Annotated in this window: 14 protein-coding genes; 2 read left to right on the forward strand and 12 right to left on the reverse strand. The window is 69.3% G+C overall.

What is annotated here, in order from left to right; genetic code table 11:
• Positions 1–29: 29 nt before the first annotated feature.
• From yihA to GC203_RS20875, 8 genes are all read right to left on the reverse strand, one after another.
• Complete coding sequence (gene yihA, locus GC203_RS20840; RefSeq protein ID WP_293458493.1) at positions 30–689, reverse strand: ribosome biogenesis GTP-binding protein YihA/YsxC; 660 nt, start codon at positions 687–689, stop codon at positions 30–32.
• A complete protein-coding gene (yidC, locus tag GC203_RS20845; protein WP_293458494.1) occupies positions 689–2458 on the reverse strand; it encodes a membrane protein insertase YidC in 1770 nt (589 codons plus the stop codon). The genes yihA and yidC overlap by 1 nt, the downstream gene beginning before the upstream one ends.
• Complete coding sequence (gene rnpA, locus GC203_RS20850) at positions 2455–2865, reverse strand: ribonuclease P protein component (RefSeq protein ID WP_293458495.1); 411 nt, start codon at positions 2863–2865, stop codon at positions 2455–2457. Before rnpA ends, yidC begins: the two co-directional genes overlap by 4 nt.
• 25 nt (positions 2866–2890) lie before the next feature.
• A complete protein-coding gene (gene rpmH, locus GC203_RS20855) occupies positions 2891–3025 on the reverse strand; it encodes a 50S ribosomal protein L34 (RefSeq protein WP_012520954.1) in 135 nt (44 codons plus the stop codon).
• Positions 3026–3112: 87 nt separating this feature from the next.
• On the reverse strand, positions 3113–3859 hold the full coding sequence (gene map / locus GC203_RS20860; RefSeq protein WP_293458496.1) for a type I methionyl aminopeptidase: 747 nt from the start codon (positions 3857–3859) through the stop codon (positions 3113–3115).
• A gap of 145 nt (positions 3860–4004) precedes the next feature.
• Positions 4005–4985 (reverse strand): NADPH:quinone oxidoreductase family protein, encoded by a 981-nt coding sequence (locus tag GC203_RS20865; RefSeq protein WP_293458498.1) that lies wholly within the window; start codon positions 4983–4985, stop codon positions 4005–4007.
• Positions 4986–5093: 108 nt separating this feature from the next.
• On the reverse strand, positions 5094–5717 hold the full coding sequence (locus tag GC203_RS20870; protein ID WP_293458500.1) for a TetR/AcrR family transcriptional regulator: 624 nt from the start codon (positions 5715–5717) through the stop codon (positions 5094–5096).
• A 159-nt stretch (positions 5718–5876) separates the two neighbouring features.
• Positions 5877–7793, reverse strand: a complete 1917-nt coding sequence (locus tag GC203_RS20875) for a methyl-accepting chemotaxis protein (RefSeq protein WP_293458501.1) — start codon at positions 7791–7793, stop codon at positions 5877–5879.
• Positions 7794–7964: 171 nt separating this feature from the next.
• On the opposite strand from GC203_RS20875, the gene GC203_RS20880 reads away from it, so the two are divergent.
• Positions 7965–8273 (forward strand): hypothetical protein, encoded by a 309-nt coding sequence (locus GC203_RS20880; protein WP_293458503.1) that lies wholly within the window; start codon positions 7965–7967, stop codon positions 8271–8273.
• Between the two features lie 87 nt (positions 8274–8360).
• On the opposite strand, the gene GC203_RS20885 is transcribed toward GC203_RS20880, so the two are convergent.
• The 4 genes from GC203_RS20885 to GC203_RS20900 all read right to left on the reverse strand — a co-directional run bounded on the left by GC203_RS20885 (position 8361) and on the right by GC203_RS20900 (position 13027).
• Positions 8361–9290 carry an SDR family oxidoreductase gene (locus GC203_RS20885; RefSeq protein ID WP_293458514.1) on the reverse strand — a complete coding sequence of 310 codons (930 nt, stop codon included), beginning with the start codon at positions 9288–9290 and terminating at the stop codon, positions 8361–8363.
• A 56-nt stretch (positions 9291–9346) separates the two neighbouring features.
• Positions 9347–10177, reverse strand: coding sequence for a DUF72 domain-containing protein (locus GC203_RS20890; RefSeq protein WP_293458515.1), 831 nt, complete (start codon positions 10175–10177; stop codon positions 9347–9349).
• Between the two features lie 224 nt (positions 10178–10401).
• On the reverse strand, positions 10402–12057 hold the full coding sequence (locus GC203_RS20895) for a M28 family metallopeptidase (RefSeq protein WP_293458517.1): 1656 nt from the start codon (positions 12055–12057) through the stop codon (positions 10402–10404).
• 193 nt (positions 12058–12250) lie between these two features.
• The gene (locus GC203_RS20900) at positions 12251–13027 is read right to left on the reverse strand and encodes a TetR/AcrR family transcriptional regulator (RefSeq protein WP_293458519.1); all 777 of its coding nucleotides are present in this window, start codon (positions 13025–13027) and stop codon (positions 12251–12253) included.
• Positions 13028–13229: 202 nt separating this feature from the next.
• Here GC203_RS20900 and GC203_RS20905 point away from each other — a divergent pair, with 202 nt between their 5' ends.
• Positions 13230–14645, forward strand: a complete 1416-nt coding sequence (locus tag GC203_RS20905; RefSeq protein WP_293458521.1) for a TolC family protein — start codon at positions 13230–13232, stop codon at positions 14643–14645.
• The last annotated feature ends 7 nt before the right edge of the window (positions 14646–14652 follow it).

Consider the following 14652-nt stretch of genomic DNA (forward strand, 5'->3'; position numbering starts at 1 on the left):
TCGTGAGTCGGGGCTATGGGCGCCGCGGATCAATCCGCGGCCGCGACCGCGCAGGCCGCGAGGATTTCGGCGCGCAGTTCGGGGATGCCGGTTCCCTTCTCGGCCGAGGTGGCCAGCACGCGCGGAAAGGCGGCGGGGCGCTTGGATATCTTCTTCAGGGTGTCGGCGACGACGGCTTCCGCCTCGCCCCGCTTCAGCTTGTCGGCCTTGGTCAGCACGATCTGGTAGCTCACCGCGGCGACGTCGAAGGCGTCCATGGCCTCGCGGTCCACGTCCTTGAGGCCGTGGCGGCTGTCGATCAGCAGATAGGCCCGCTTCAGGTTGGGCCGGCCGCGCAGGTAGCTGCGGCCGAGGTTCTGGAACTTCCTCGCCTCGCCCCGGCTCACCTTGGCGAAGCCGTAGCCGGGCAGGTCCACCAGCCGCAGCTTGTCGTCGGCGAGGAAGAAATTGATCTCGCGGGTGCGGCCCGGGGCGGTGGAGGCGCGCGCCAGGTCCTTGCGGCCGGTCACCGCGTTGATCAGCGACGACTTGCCCACGTTGGAGCGGCCGGCGAACGCCACCTCCGGCAGGTCGTCCGGCGGCAGGCCCGCGATCGCCACCGCCCCCATCAGGAAGGTGACCGGGTGGGCGAAGAAGACCCGGGCGGCCTCCAGGGCCTCGGTGTCGAAGGGCCCCTCCGCCTCGCTCATCAGGCTTCCTTGGGCTTGCCGGTGACCCGCCGGATGATCCGGTCGATCGGGTTGTCCACCTTGAACCGGCGCATGATCACGTACTGCTGCGCCACGGTCAGCATGTTCGACCACGTGTAGTAGACGAGCAGGCCGATGGCGAACTGAGCCATGATGAAGGTGAACAGCAGCGGCATGAGCTGGAAGATGCGCTGCTGGGTCGGATCGGGCGCCGGCGGGCTCATCGAGGTGGTGAGCCAAGTGGTGACGCCGTAGAGGATCGGCAGCACGCCGATGTGCAGGCTGGTGGCCAGCACGCCGCCGATCAGGGGCGCGGCCGACGGATCCCACGGGATCGCGCCGAACAGGTTCCAGATGGTGGTCGGGTCGCGGTCGGACAGGTCGCGGATGTAGCCGAAGAACGGCGCGTGCCGCATGTCGATGGAGATCTGCAGCACCTTGAACAGCGAGAAGAACACCGGGATCTGCAGGAAGATGGGCAGGCAGCCCGCCGCGGGGTTCACCTTCTCGCGCTGATAGAGGGCCAGCAGCTCCTGCTGCTGCTTCTGCGGGTCGTCCTTGTACTTCTTGCGCAGCTCCTCCATCGCCGGCTGCACCTTCTTCATCTTGGTCATCGACTCGTACTGCTTGTTCGCCAGCGGGAAGAAGACGACCCGCACGCAGACGGTCAGGATCAGGATGGCGACGCCGAAGTTGCCGACGTGCTGGTAGAGGAAGGCCAGGAACTGCGACAGGGGCCGGGTGATGAACCACAGCATCCCCCAGTCGACGGCCTCGTCCAGGTGTTCGACGTGGAGGTTCGTCTGGTAGCTCTTGAGCAGGCCCACTTCCTTGGCGCCGGCGAACACGTGGCTGGTGGCGCTGATCTGCTGGCCGGCCGCGATCTCGCGCGCGGCGCCCACGTAGTTGGCGTCGAAGACGTTGACCGACGGCGTCTTGGTCAGCCGGTACTGGCCCTTGATCTCCTGGTTCTGGGCCGGGATCAGGGCGGCCAGCCAGTACTTGTCGGTGATGCCGATCCAGCCGCCGGTCGAGGTGTACTCGGGGCTGGAGCCGTCCTTCTCCCACTTCTTGTACTTGATGGGCCGCCGCTTCTCGAGCCAGCCCATGCCGCCTTCGTGGACCACCGAGCTCTTCCCGAGGTCGGGCGGCACGCCCTGGCGCTGCACCGAGCCGTAGGGGGCCAGCGTCACCGGCTGGCCGCTCCCGTTCGTCACGGTGTCGGTGATCGTGAACATGTACTTGTCGTCCACCGCGATCACGCGGGTGAACGTCAGGCCCTCGCCGTTCGAATAGGTCAGCGTCACGGGCTTGCCGGGCGACAGCGTCGAGCCCTGGGCCAGCGTCCAGACCGTGTTGTCGCCGGGCAGGCCGGGCACGTTGGCCCCGACCCAGCCGGTCTGGGCGAACCAGGCGTATTCCGTGCCTTCGGGGCGCAGCAGCTCCACCGGCGGCGAGGTCTTGTCGACCGTCTGCCGATACTTGGTCAGGAACAGGTCGTCGATCCGCGCCCCGCGCAGCGACAGCGAGCCCTTGAGCGACGGCGTGGAGATGTCGATGCGCGGCGTCGCCTTCACCGCCGTGTCCCGGCTGATCGTCTTCGGCGCGGAGAGCTGCGGCGCGACGGCCGCCTGCTTTGCCGCCGTCGCCTGGGCCGCGGCGCGCTGCTGCGGCTCGACGTAGCGGGTCTGGTACCACATGTACCCCATCAGGATGATGGCCGCGCACACGAAGAAGATGATCGTGTTGCGGTTGTTGTCGTCACTCATGAGGACGTGGGTTTCCGTGGGAGAGGGGACTTGGCCCGCGATACGTGGGGGGCCGGACGGTCGGCGGCGAGCCTTATCAGCGCGCTTTTCACATCGTCAAGCAAACGGGGCCAGGGACGGCTTACCGTTCCGCCGCGCGCGATGAACACATAGTCCATGCCCGGCCGGCCCAGTTCCGGCAACAGCAGGCGGGCGGCCTCGCGCATCCGCCGGCGCGCGCGGTTGCGCTCGACCGACCCGCCGATGCGCTTGGTGGCGGTGAAACCGACGCGGACCTTGCCGTCGTCGTCCTCGCGCGGGCGGGCCTGGACGACCACCGCGCCTTTCGCGCACGAGGGCGCTTGCGCGCACGCGAGGAACTCGGCGCGCTTCTTCAGTCGTTCGATCAGGAAGGTGGCGTCCGTCACGCGGACACCTTAGCCGATCAGGCGCCTAGGCGCTCAGGCGCTTGCGGCCCTTGGCGCGGCGGCGCGCCAGGATCTTCTGACCATTCTTCGTGGACATGCGCAGGCGGAAGCCGTGACGGCGCTTGCGCACGAGACGCGAGGGCTGAAAGGTCCGCTTCACAACATGGCTCCGGTCGGAAAATCGAGCGGCGGTCTCTAGTGGAAGGGGCGGGCGGTGTCAACCTCCGCGGCCGCATCGGCGACCGCCTCAGGCCAGCGTCACCACCATCGGGCCGTTCCGTGTCGCCACCAGGGTGTGCTCGTACTGCACCGTGGGCTCGCCGCCTAGCGGCCGCAGCGTCCAGCCGTCGCCGGTCTCGTCCACCCACTCGCCGCCCAGGCTCAGGAACGGCTCCAAGGTGAAGACCAGGCCCTCGTGGATACGGCGGCGGTCGCGCGGCTCGGTCCAGGTTGCGATCTCGGTGGGGTCCTCGTGCAGCGCCCCGCCCACCCCGTGGCTGGCCAGGTTCTTCACCAGGCTGTAGCCGTTCTTCCGCGCGAAGGCCTCGATGGCCCGGCCGGGCGCGTTCAGCTCGCCGCCGCTCCGCACGGCGCGGATGCCGGCCCACAGCGCACGGCGGCCGTCGCGGCACAGGCGCTCGACCCTGGCGCTGACCGGCGGCACCGCGAAGCTCGCCCCCGTGTCGCCGAAGAAGCCGTCCAGCTCGGCCGAGACGTCGATATTGACCAGGTCGCCGGCCTCGATGCGCCGGTCGTCCGGTATCCCGTGCGCCACGTCCGGTCCCACCGAGATGCAGGTCGCGCCCGGGAAGCCGTAGGTCAGCTCGGGCGCCGAACGCCCGCCCTCGGCCTCCAGCAGCCGCCGGCCGATCCCGTCCAGCTCGCGGGTGGTCATGCCGGGCTCCAGCGCCTCGCCCATGGCCTTCAGCGTGCGCGCCACCAGCGACCCGGCGGCCTTCAGCTTCTCCAGGTCGTCTTCACTGCCGATGGTCATTTCTGATCCCGCTCATCCCGGCGAAGGCCGGGATCCAGATGGAGGTTCGCAGACGTGGGTTCGCCGTCATCTGCGCTCATCCATTCCGCATCAGCAACCGCGATCTGGGTCCCGGCCTTCGCCGGGACGAGCGGACGGATGAAATTCACAAATCCGGCCGGATGATCGTCTTGCCCACCACCTTGCGCTGGGCCAGCGTCTCGAAGGCTTCGCGCCACCGGTCCAGGGGATATTCGGCGTCGACGCGGGGATGCGCCTTGCCGTCCTCGGCCAGCTTCCAGATCGCTTCGTTGTTCTCGCGGCCCTTCTCCGGGAACTGGCGGCCGTATTCGCCGGCCCGCACGCCGTGCACCGAGAAGCCCTTGATCAGGGCGATGTTGACCGGGAGCGTCGGCAGCCGGCCGCTGGTGAAGCCGATCGACAGGATGCGCCCGCCGAAGGCGATGCAGCGGATCGACTCGTCGAAGACGTCGCCGCCCACGGGATCGTAGATCACGTCCGCCCCGCGCCCGCCGGTGATCTCTTTCACCCGCTCGCGGAAGCCGCCGGTGACGTTCACCACCGCGTCGGGCGCATATTCCTTCTGGATGACCGCCAGCTTCTCGTCCGAGGCCGAGGCGGCGATCACCTTGGCGCCCAGCACCTTGGCGTAGTCCACCGCCGCCAGGCCCACGCCGCCGGCCGCGCCATGCACCAGCACCCACTCGCCCGGCTGCACCATCCCGATGCGGCTGAAGGCGACATAGGCGGTGAGGTAGGCCACCGGATAGCCCGCCGCCTGGCTGAAGCTCAAGGCCGCCGGCTTCTTGCGCAGGGTGGCGGCCGGCAGGACGGCGTATTCCGCGAAGCCGCCGCGCCCGCCCGACACCACCGCGTCGCCCACGGCGAAGCCGGTGACGCCCTCGCCCAGGGCGTCCACCTCGCCGGCCAGCTCCATGCCGCCCACGAACGGGACCTGCGGCTTGTGCTGGTGCTCGCCGCGGGTCTGCATCAGGTCGGGAAAGTTCACGGCGGCGGCGCGCACCCTGATCCGCACCTCGCCGGGGCCCGGCTCGGGCGTCGGGATGTCCTTGACCACGCAGCCGGCGTAGTCCGGCGCCAGCTTCTCGACGACAAGCGCTCTCATGCGGCGGCGGCCTCCTCCATCGACCCGCACGCGCCGGCGGGATTGAAAGGGCCGTAGCAGCGGCGCCGCACCGTCATGCCAGCCTCGACCACCGCTTTGCGGCGGCCGTCAGCCATGCGCCTCGGGCACGCCCTTCAGGCCGTGCAGGATCATGGCGATGGCGAAGTCGGCGGCGGCGGCCGTGTCGATCGGCCGGCGCATCAGCATCTTGTCGCCCACCTCGCGGGCCACGGCGATGGCGGCGGCGGCCATGTATTCGGCGTCGGAGGCCGGGCCGCGTCCCTCGGCGATGGCGTTCTCGATAGCGTCCTTCACCTCGGCGAAGACGGCGGCCATCTCGGGGGTCTCGCCGTGCACGTGCGGCTGCGGTTCGCCGGCCGGGCGCCGTCCCATCCAGGTCTCGTGCTCGTCGGCCATGAACTCGAAATAGGCCACGATGGCCTCGCGCACGAAGTCCTCGAGCGGGCCGCCCCGGCCGCGCAGGGCCTTCAGGATCGGATTGAACCGCCGCGCCCCGTCATCGGCGAGCGCGGCGAACACCTCCTCCTTCGAGCGGTAGTAGTTGTAGAAGGTGCCGGCCGCGAGGCCCGTGCGACGGATGATGTCGCGCACCGTGGCCCCGTCGTAGCCCAGCTCGCCGAACACCTCGCGCGCGGCGTCGAGGATCGCCTGACGGTTCTGGACCTTGGTCTGCTCGCGCTTGCCGACCGGCAGATATGCGACTTCCGACATGCGACTCCCGACCGTCAAACGTGACGGGCGTCATATTACGGATGTTTGTCACACGACGCCAAGAAAGAACGGCCGAGGCGCGTATGGTCCCACGCCCCGGCCGCGTTTCCGTTGTCCGGGCGCGTATGGTCCCACGCCCGGGTGTCCGGAACCCGAATGCTAGAACTCGGCCCAGTCGTCGTCGGCCAGGGCCGTATTGCCCACCGTCCGCGGCGCCGGCGCGGCGCGGCGCGCGGGCGCTTGGGCCGGGGCGGGCGCCGAAGCCTGTGACCCCCCGTCCGCGACCTTGAAGCGCGACACCAGGCCGAACAGCTCCTCGGTCTGGTCGGCCAGCATGCGGCTCGCGGCGGTGGTCTGTTCCACCATCGCGGCGTTCTGCTGGGTCACCTGGTCCATCTGGTTCACCGCGGTGTTCACCTCGGCGATGCCGGTGGCCTCCTCCTTGGCGGAGGCGGCGATCTCGCCCACGAGGTTCGAGATCTCGTTCACGTGCGAGATGATCCGGTGCAGCGCCTCGCCGGTCTCGCCGACCAGGTTGACGCCCTCGGCCACCTGCGAGGTGGACGTCGAGATGAGCCCCTTGATCTGCTTGGCCGATTCCGCCGAGCGCTGGGCCAGGGCCCGGACCTCGGAGGCGACCACGGCGAAGCCCTTGCCGGCGTCGCCGGCCCGGGCGGCTTCCACCCCGGCGTTGAGCGCCAGCAGGTTGGTCTGGAAGGCGATCTCGTCGACCACGCTGATGATCTGGCTGATCTCGCGCGCCGAGCGCTCGATCTCGTTCATCGACGCCACGGCGCGGCTGACCACGTCGCCGGAACGCTCGGCCTCGGCCTTGGCGGCGCCCACCGCCTCGCGGCTCTGGTTGGCGCCTTCGGCCGAACGCTGGACGGTCGCGGTGATCTCGTCGAGCGCCGCGGCGGTCTGTTCCAGCGTCGCCGCCTGCTGCTCGGTGCGGCGCGACAGGTGGTCGGCGCCCTGGGCGATCTCGCTGCCGCCCGAACGGATGGCGGCGGTCGAGTTGGTGATCGCGCTCAGCGCCTGCGCCAGCTTGACGACCGCGTCGTTGAAGTCGCCGCGCAGCTTCTCGTAGTCGCCGCCGAAGGTGGTGTCGATGCGCACCGTCAGGTCGCCCGCCGCCAGCCGTTCCAGGCCGCCGGCCAGCGAGCGCACGACCATGGCCTGCTCCTCGGCCCGGGCCTGTTCCTCGGCCGCGGAGAGGCGGCGGCGGTCCTCGGCCGCGACGCGCTCGTCCTCCTGCTCCTTGCGCAGGCGTTCGAGGTTGAGCTGGTTCTCGCGGAACACCGCCAGGGAGTCGACGATGGCGCCCAGTTCGTCGGCGCGCTTCAGCTTGTCGAGATCGACGTCGTTGTCGCCGCGCGACAGGCGCTCGGTCGCGGTCGCGATCCGCTGCACGCCCTTGCGGATGCCCATGACGAAGAAGAAGGCGATGGCGCCGACGATCAGCAGGGTCGCCACCGAAGCGCCGATGGTGACCGTCGCGGCGAGTTGCGCGCGCTCGCTGGCCGCCTTCGCCTGCCGGTCGGTCTCGGCCTTGGTGGCGGTGACGATGCTCTGCAGGTTGGCGTTCATCTTGCCGTATTGGTCCTCGAACGGCGCGGCGAAGCCGGCGGCCGAGGCGAAGTCGACGCCCATCATCGACATGATGATGTCGAGCGCGTCGCGGGTTTCCTTGAGGTCCTTGACCAGCTTGTCGTACTTGGCGCGCTGGGCCGGCGAGGCCGTGGCCTTCGCCGCCTGGACTTCCTTCGAGATCGAATCGACCTCGGCCATCAGGGCCTTGCCTTCGCCTTCGATCTTGTCGGCGTCGATCTGCGCCGCCTGGTGCGTCAGCAGGTAGTAGAGCTTGCCGTGCAGGCCCGTGATGCGCTCCGAAATGCCCTGGATGCGCAGGCTGTTGGGCATGTCGACCTGAACCACCCGGTCCAGTTCGCGCATCTGATTCTGCTGTAGAATCACGGCGCCGGTGGCCAGGAGCGCCAGCATGACGAGCGCGAGGGCGGGCGCGAAGCCCACCTTGATCATCAGTGGCAGGTCGTCGAACCGGAAACGCTTCATCGCAGGGTCCCCATAGGTCTCCAATCCCTGGGGCAGGGCCCCCGGAAGCCTGGGCATGCTGAATGAAGGTCCCTAACGGTTCGTAGCTTTTCCCAACCTTGGGGGAAAATTAGGCTTTATTAACCGGCCCCCGGTATTTCCGTCTCGTTGTTGCTCTAACAGGAGGTGGGGATGCAGAAAGCTGTCTCTCTTATTGGTGGTGTTGCTCTTTCTATGATGCTCGCGAGCGCCGCTGGCGCCGCGTCGTTCCAGGACTCGATGTCGAAGTGCCTGGTCAAGAACGCGAATCCGAAGGACGCCGCGACCGTGATGCTTCAGTGCACCGCGGCTGGCGGCAAGCTCACGGGCTGCACGGTCATCTCGGACAGCGCGCCGGGCAAGGGCTTCGACAAGGCCGCCCTCTGCGTGGCCGAGGCGATGGACCTGGGCGACAAGTCCGGCGAAGTGAAGGTCCCGATGCGCTTCCCCGGCGGCGCGTAAGACCAGACCGTCAAACAAGTTTCAGGGAAGACGCCCCGGCGCCGCCGGGGCGTCTTTTCTTTTGTGGCCTCGCCCGGCGGGCGCCGGTCAGACGGTGCGCTTGGCCCGGTCCTTCTCGTTGGACGCCTTGATCGCGTTGCGCGCGGCCTCCCATTCGGCGTCGCCCCATTCGCTCAGCCGGGCGAAGCCGCCGCCGCCCTTCAGGTGGCCGCCGCCGTCGATGGCGATGGTCTGGCCGTTCACATAGGCCGAGCCGGGATCCAGCAGATAGACCGCCAGATTGGCCAGTTCGCGCATCTCGCCGTTGCGGCCGAGCGGGATGGTCGGATCGGCTTCCTGCGGGCGGCCGCTGGTGGCCTCGTCGCTGCCGGGGTTCAGCCGGGCCCAGGCGCCCTCGGTCGGGAAGGGCCCCGGCGCGATGGCGTTGAAGCGGACGCCGCGATTGCCCCACTCCACCGCCAGCGACTGGCTCATGACGTTCAGCCCCGCCTTCGACATCGCCGACGGCACCGTGAACGGCCCGCCGTGCCAGACCCAGGTGGTGAGGATCGAGACCACCGAGGCGTGGCGGCCCTCCGCCAGCCAGCGCTTGCCGGCGTCCAGGGTCACGAAGAACGAGCCGCGGAAGACGATGTTGGCGATGGCGTCGAAGCCCCGCGGCGACAGGTCCTCGGTCCGGCTGATGAAGTTGCCGGCGGCGTTGTTGACCAGGCCGGTGATCGCTCCGCCCGCCCAGACCTCGTCCATGGCGTCGTGGATCGCCTCGGGCACGCGGATGTCGCAGGCCATGCCGGTGCAGCGGCCGCCGCCCACGGGCCCGTGCTTGTCGGTCAGCTCCTTGGCGGTGTCGGCGACCACGTCGCCGCGGCGGCCCCAGATCACCACGTCGGCGCCCAGCAGCACGCAGCCTTCCGCCATCACCTTGCCCAGGCCGGTGCCGCCCCCGGTTATCAGGATGCGCTGGCCCTTCATGAGCCCCGGCTTGAACATCATGTCGTCGAGCGTGAGCTGGGTCATCTGCGAGGCTCCCTAAGGTCTTTGCCCGCAACTGCGGCGCCCTGACGTCGGGTCGGTCAAGCGTCAGCGCGCGGCGGCTGGAACTCTGGGTCGACGCGCTTGATGAACTCCATGGCCGCGGCCGGGGCGCGCACCTTCCCCTCGTGGATCACGAAGGCGTAGACGTCGTGCGGCGTCTCGGGCGGACCGGTGCGGTCGATCGGTGAGAAGTCGCCGGGCGTCCGGCCCTCGGCGTAGCTCTTGAACCGCTCGGCCCACAGGTCGAGGTCCTTGGCTTCGTAGCCGGTCGGGATCTCGTCGTTGGCCGACAGCAGGCGCAGGTAGACGAAGTCGGCGGTGATGTCCGGGATGAAGGGGTAGTTCTCGTTCTCGGAGTTGCAGATCGCCACGCCGCGCTCGCGGCACAGGCCGACGAACTTCGGGTCGTTGAAGCTGGCGTTGCGCACCTCGACCACGTGCTGGGCGCGGATGTCGCCCACCTTCTGTGGCAACAGGTCGAGGAAGCCGGCGAAGTCGTCGTAGTCGAATTTCTTGGTCGGCATGAACTGCCACAGGATCGGCCCCAGCCGGTCGCCCAGCTCGGTCAGGCCCTGGCCCAGGAAGATGTCCATGCTGGGCTTGCCGTCGGCGAGCACCTTGCGGTTCGTGCAGAACCGGCTGGCCTTCACCGAGAACTTGAAGCCTTCGGGCGTGGCCGCGCGCCACTTGGCCCAGCTGTCGGGCTTGAAGCTGGAATAGTAGGTGCCGTTGATCTCGATGGCCGTCAGGCGCCGGCTGGCGTACTCCAGCTCCTGCTTCTGCGGCCACTTCGGCGGATAGAACACGCCCCGCCACGGCTCGAACGTCCACCCTCCGATGCCGCAGCGGATCCGTCCGGCCCCAGCCATGCGCGCCTCCCGTTCAACCTCGCCGCGAACGTAAGACGCGCCCCGGGCGTTCACAAGATGTTCCCGCGTCATCCCGGCCGCAGCGAAGCGGAGAGCCGGGAGCCAGCAGCTCGGACCTCAACGCCGCGACGGGCGCAACGTCTCCGCCGTGCGGCTGGATCCCGGCTCTGCGCGCTCTGGCGAGCGCTTCGGCCGGGATGACGGAGAGGAGGCGGGTTCGCGGACTACTTCCGCATCGCCGCGGTCTTGTCGCGCTCGGCCTTGAACTCCGAGCCGGCCTTCCACGCGGGCCACTCGCGGCTGTTGGCCAGCTTTTCGCCCAGCTCGAACAGCAGGGTCCCGTCGGCCACGAAGCCCTTGGGGTCCCAGGTCGGATCGAACTCGTCGCTCGGCTGGTGGTAGTGCTCGGCCGTGTAGGCCCGGGCCTTGGCGTCGCCGGCCGCCTTGCCGCCCTCGAACAGGTCGCGCCCGCCGCCGAAGCTGATGGCCGGCACGCCGCGCTTGGCGAAGCTGAAGTGGTCCGAGCGGAAGAAGCTGCCCGCCTCCGGCCGCGGGTCGGGGCTGTAGTAGCGGTCGTGCGTCTTGCCCACGGCGATCAGATCGTCCTGCAGGGTCAGCGGCGCGTTGCCCGAGGTGGTGAAGTCGTGCGCCAGGCCGTTGGGCCCCACGCCGTCCATGTTGAGCACGCCCACGGTCGTCGCCAGCGGATAGAGCGGGTTGGCGGCGTAGTATTCCGAGCCCAGCAGGCCCTTCTCCTCGGCGGTCACCGACATGAACACCACGGTCCGCTCGGGCTTCGGTCCCTTGGCGAAGGCCCGCGCCAGCTCCAGCAGCATCGAGGTCCCCGAGGCGTTGTCGAGCGCGCCGTTGTAGATCTTGTCGCCCCTGGCGTCGGGCAGGCCCACGCCCAGGTGGTCCCAGTGGGCGGTGTAGAACACCCGCTCGTCCGGATATTTGGCGCCTTTGATCTGGCCGACGACGTTGTGGGAGACCACCTTCTCGGCGTCGATCGCGTAGTCGGTGGAGAAGGTCACACCCTTCAGCGCCACCGGGTGGAAGTCGCGGGTCTGGGCCTGCTTCTTCAGGGCGTCGAAGTCGAGGCCGGCGGCCTTCAGCATCTCCACGGCGGCGTCGCGCTGCACCCAGCCCTCCAGCGGGGCGTGCGCTTCGCTCGGGTCCTTGCGGATCACGTCGAAGATTTCGTTGGTGTTGGAGTTCTTGACCGTCGCCCAGCCGTACGAGGCCGGCGCCGTCTCGTGGATCACCAGGAAGCCGATGGCCCCCTGCCGGGCGGCCTCCTCGTACTTATAGGTCCAGCGGCCGTAGTAGGTCATGGCCTTGCCGCCGAAGTCGCCTTCGCCGGTCTCGAAGTCGGGGTCGTTGACCAGCACCAGGGCCACCTTGCCCTTCAGGTCCATGCCCTTGAAGTCGTCCCAGTTCCGCTCCGGCGCCTTCACGCCGTAGCCCACGAACACCACCGGCGCGTCCTTGATGGTCAGGTGGTCGACGCCGGTCTGGGCCGCGCGGATGGCGATCTGGTCGCCCTGGGTCCAGGTCTTGGTCTCGCCGTTCTCGGTGACGCTGACGTTCACCGGGCCCTTGGTGACGAAGCGGGCCAGCGGCACGTCCTGGGTCCAGGCGCGGGTCCCGTCGGGCTTCGGGTCGCCGGCGGGCGCGAGCCCCGCGGCCTTCATCTGCTGGACGAGGTAGGCGATGGTCTTGGTCTCGCCCTCGGTCGCCGGGCCGCGGCCCTCGAAGGCGTCCGAGGACAGCACCTTGATGTCGGCCAGGACCCGCTGGGCGTCGATCGGGGAATCGGCCGCCACGGCCGCGCCGGCCACCGCAACCGCCAGGGCCGCACTCAGGAAAAGCTTTCGCATCCACTCACTCGAAAAAAGGGGGAGGTTCGGGGGTTGCGGCGACCCTAGAGCACGATGGGGTCAGGTGGAATCACCTGACCGCTGAATCGTGCTCGAGATTCGAAAGTATGGAGCGCGTTCGAGCGGCGAAACCGCTCACACTTTCGCCTAACGCGCTCTAGTGGCTCCGCGCGACGGCGGCTAGAGCGCGTCCCTAGGCGGGCGGGGCGTTCCGTTGGCGGATGAAGGCCTCCAGCCCATCCAGGATACGCTCGAGCCCGAATTCGAAGCGGGCGACCGCATCGTGGGTCGCCGACACCTTGGCCCCGCCTCCGGCCTCCTTCAGCCGCTTGATGACCGGGAAGCCGCCGCTCTCGATGCGTCCGCCAAGCTCGTCGGCGATGATGGCGAACCATTCGGCGTCGGTCATGCCCGTGCGGCGCTCGGCCTCGCGCGCCTCGCGCGCGGCGTGCAGCGCGCCGGTGACGTAGTTCTGCAGCGCCTCGGCCGCCAGGCCCATCTCCTCGGGCGCCAGCCCCATGCCCTCGAAGGTCCGCATGGTCGACTCGGCCTTGCGCATCACGTTCGGGCCCAGGGGCGGGCGGTGCAGCGCCAGGTCCAGCAGCCAGGGATGGCGCTCGGTCAGGGCCCAGCGTTGGCGGGCGATGAAGGCGAGCTTGACGCGCCAGCCCGGCAGCGCCTCGTTCGGATCGGGCGTCTCGCCCAGCACCCGGTCGAACATCAGGTCGAGCAGCTCGGTCTTCGACGGCACGTAGGTGTAGAGCGACATGGGCGAGACGCCGACCGCCTCGGCCACCTTGCGCATCGACAGCGCCTCGATGCCCTGGGCGTCGGCCAGCGCGATCGCGGCCTCGACCACCTCGTCGGTGGACAGCCGTTGCTTGGGCCCGCGGCGTCCCGGCTCGGGTCCGCGCCAGAGGAGCTCCAGGCTCCTGCGCAGGTCGCCCGCGCCTGTTGGTTCCTTGTTCACCACGCCGTGCTCATGTCGGCCCGATCCTTACAGGAAAAACACTTTACAACATACGGAGTTTCAGGCACTGCCGGTCGCGCAAGGGCCCAAAGAGGCTCTGCGGAGGTCACGCACGGAATGCGCAACATCGAGGCGCCGGTTGCGTCTTCGGTGACTTGAGTCCAACAAGCCGTTCGCTGAACGGATGTGAACGAATCTGCGCATGCGCTCCGTCGCCCTCGCCCTTGCGGTGCTTTCCACCTTGTCCCTCGGGGCCTGCGCGGTCGCGCGCAAGCCCGACCTCGGGTTGCCGGCCGCCTACGAGGCCCCGGCCGGGCCGCCGCCCGGCGTGATCGCGCTCGACACCTGGTGGACAGCCTATGACGACCCCGATCTGACCACGCTGGTCCAGCAGGCGCTGGAGCGGAATCCCGACGTGCGCACGGCGCGCTCGCGGATCGACGAGGTCGAGGCCCAACGCTGGCAGGCGATCCTGCAGTACCTGCCGCAGGGTGACGCGAGCTACACGAGCCGCCGCACCCACACCGACCAGCTAGCCGGCACGACGGTCAGCATCCCCGGCTTCACCAACAGCGGCGCGTCGGTCACCCAGAGCGCCAATTTCAATGTGAGCTGGGAGGTCGACCCGTTCGGCCGCGGTCTCTTCGCCGCCAAGGCGGCCAACGCCGAGGTGGCCCAGCTCCGCTACGCCTACGAGACCACCCGCGCCACCATCGCCGCCCAGACCGCCGACGCCTGGTTCCAGGCCAAGGGACTGGCGATCCAGCTCGCCGACGCCCGCCAGACCGTCCGCATCCAGTCCGAGCTCTACGACCTGGCGACCCGCAAGGCCGAGGCGGGGCTCGCCGGGGCGACCGACGCCGACCGCGTGGCCGGCGAACTGGCCGCGGCTAACGCCCAGGTCGAGGCGCTCGACGCCCAGCTCCAGGTCCAGAAGCGCGCCATCCTGATCCTGGCGGGCCGCGTGGTGGAGCCGACCGCGAACATCGAGGCCACCCCCGAGGTGGGCGCGATCCCGGCCGTTCCGGCCGCCCTGCCCAGCGAGCTGCTCGAACGCCGCCCCGACGTGCGCGGCGCCCAGGCGGCCCTGCGCTCGCAGAAGAACCAGAAGGTGCTGGACGCCCTGGCGCTGTTCCCGACCTTCAGCTTCACCCCCAGCCTCGGCTGGCAGAAGGTGAAGCAGCCCGGCTTCTCCTCGACGAGCCAGAACTGGGTGCTGGGCGGCACGGTCACCCAGCCGATCCTGTCGATCCCGCGCCTGTTGTCCGAGTGGAAGGCGCAGGACGCCCGCACCGAGCAAGCCGTCATCACCTACGAGAAGACCGTGCAGACCGCCTTCCAGGAGGCCGAGAGCGCGCTGGTCAACCTCGGCGCCGACCGCCGGCGGGTCGCCCTGCTCACCGATGGCGAGGTCCGCGCCCGCCGCGCCTACGACGCCTCCAAGGCCGCCTACGAGCGCGGGCTCACCGATCTTTCCACCACCCTCCAGGCCGAACAGTCGTGGCGCAGCGTGCGCGCCCAGCTGACCTCGGCCGAGGTCCAGGCGCTCCGCCGTTCCGTCCAGGCTTACAAGGCCATCGGCGGCGGCTGGCCGGCCCAGACCTACGCGGCGAAATGAGACGAGA

The organism is Phenylobacterium sp., from assembly GCF_016124325.1.
GTDB lineage: Bacteria > Pseudomonadota > Alphaproteobacteria > Caulobacterales > Caulobacteraceae > Phenylobacterium.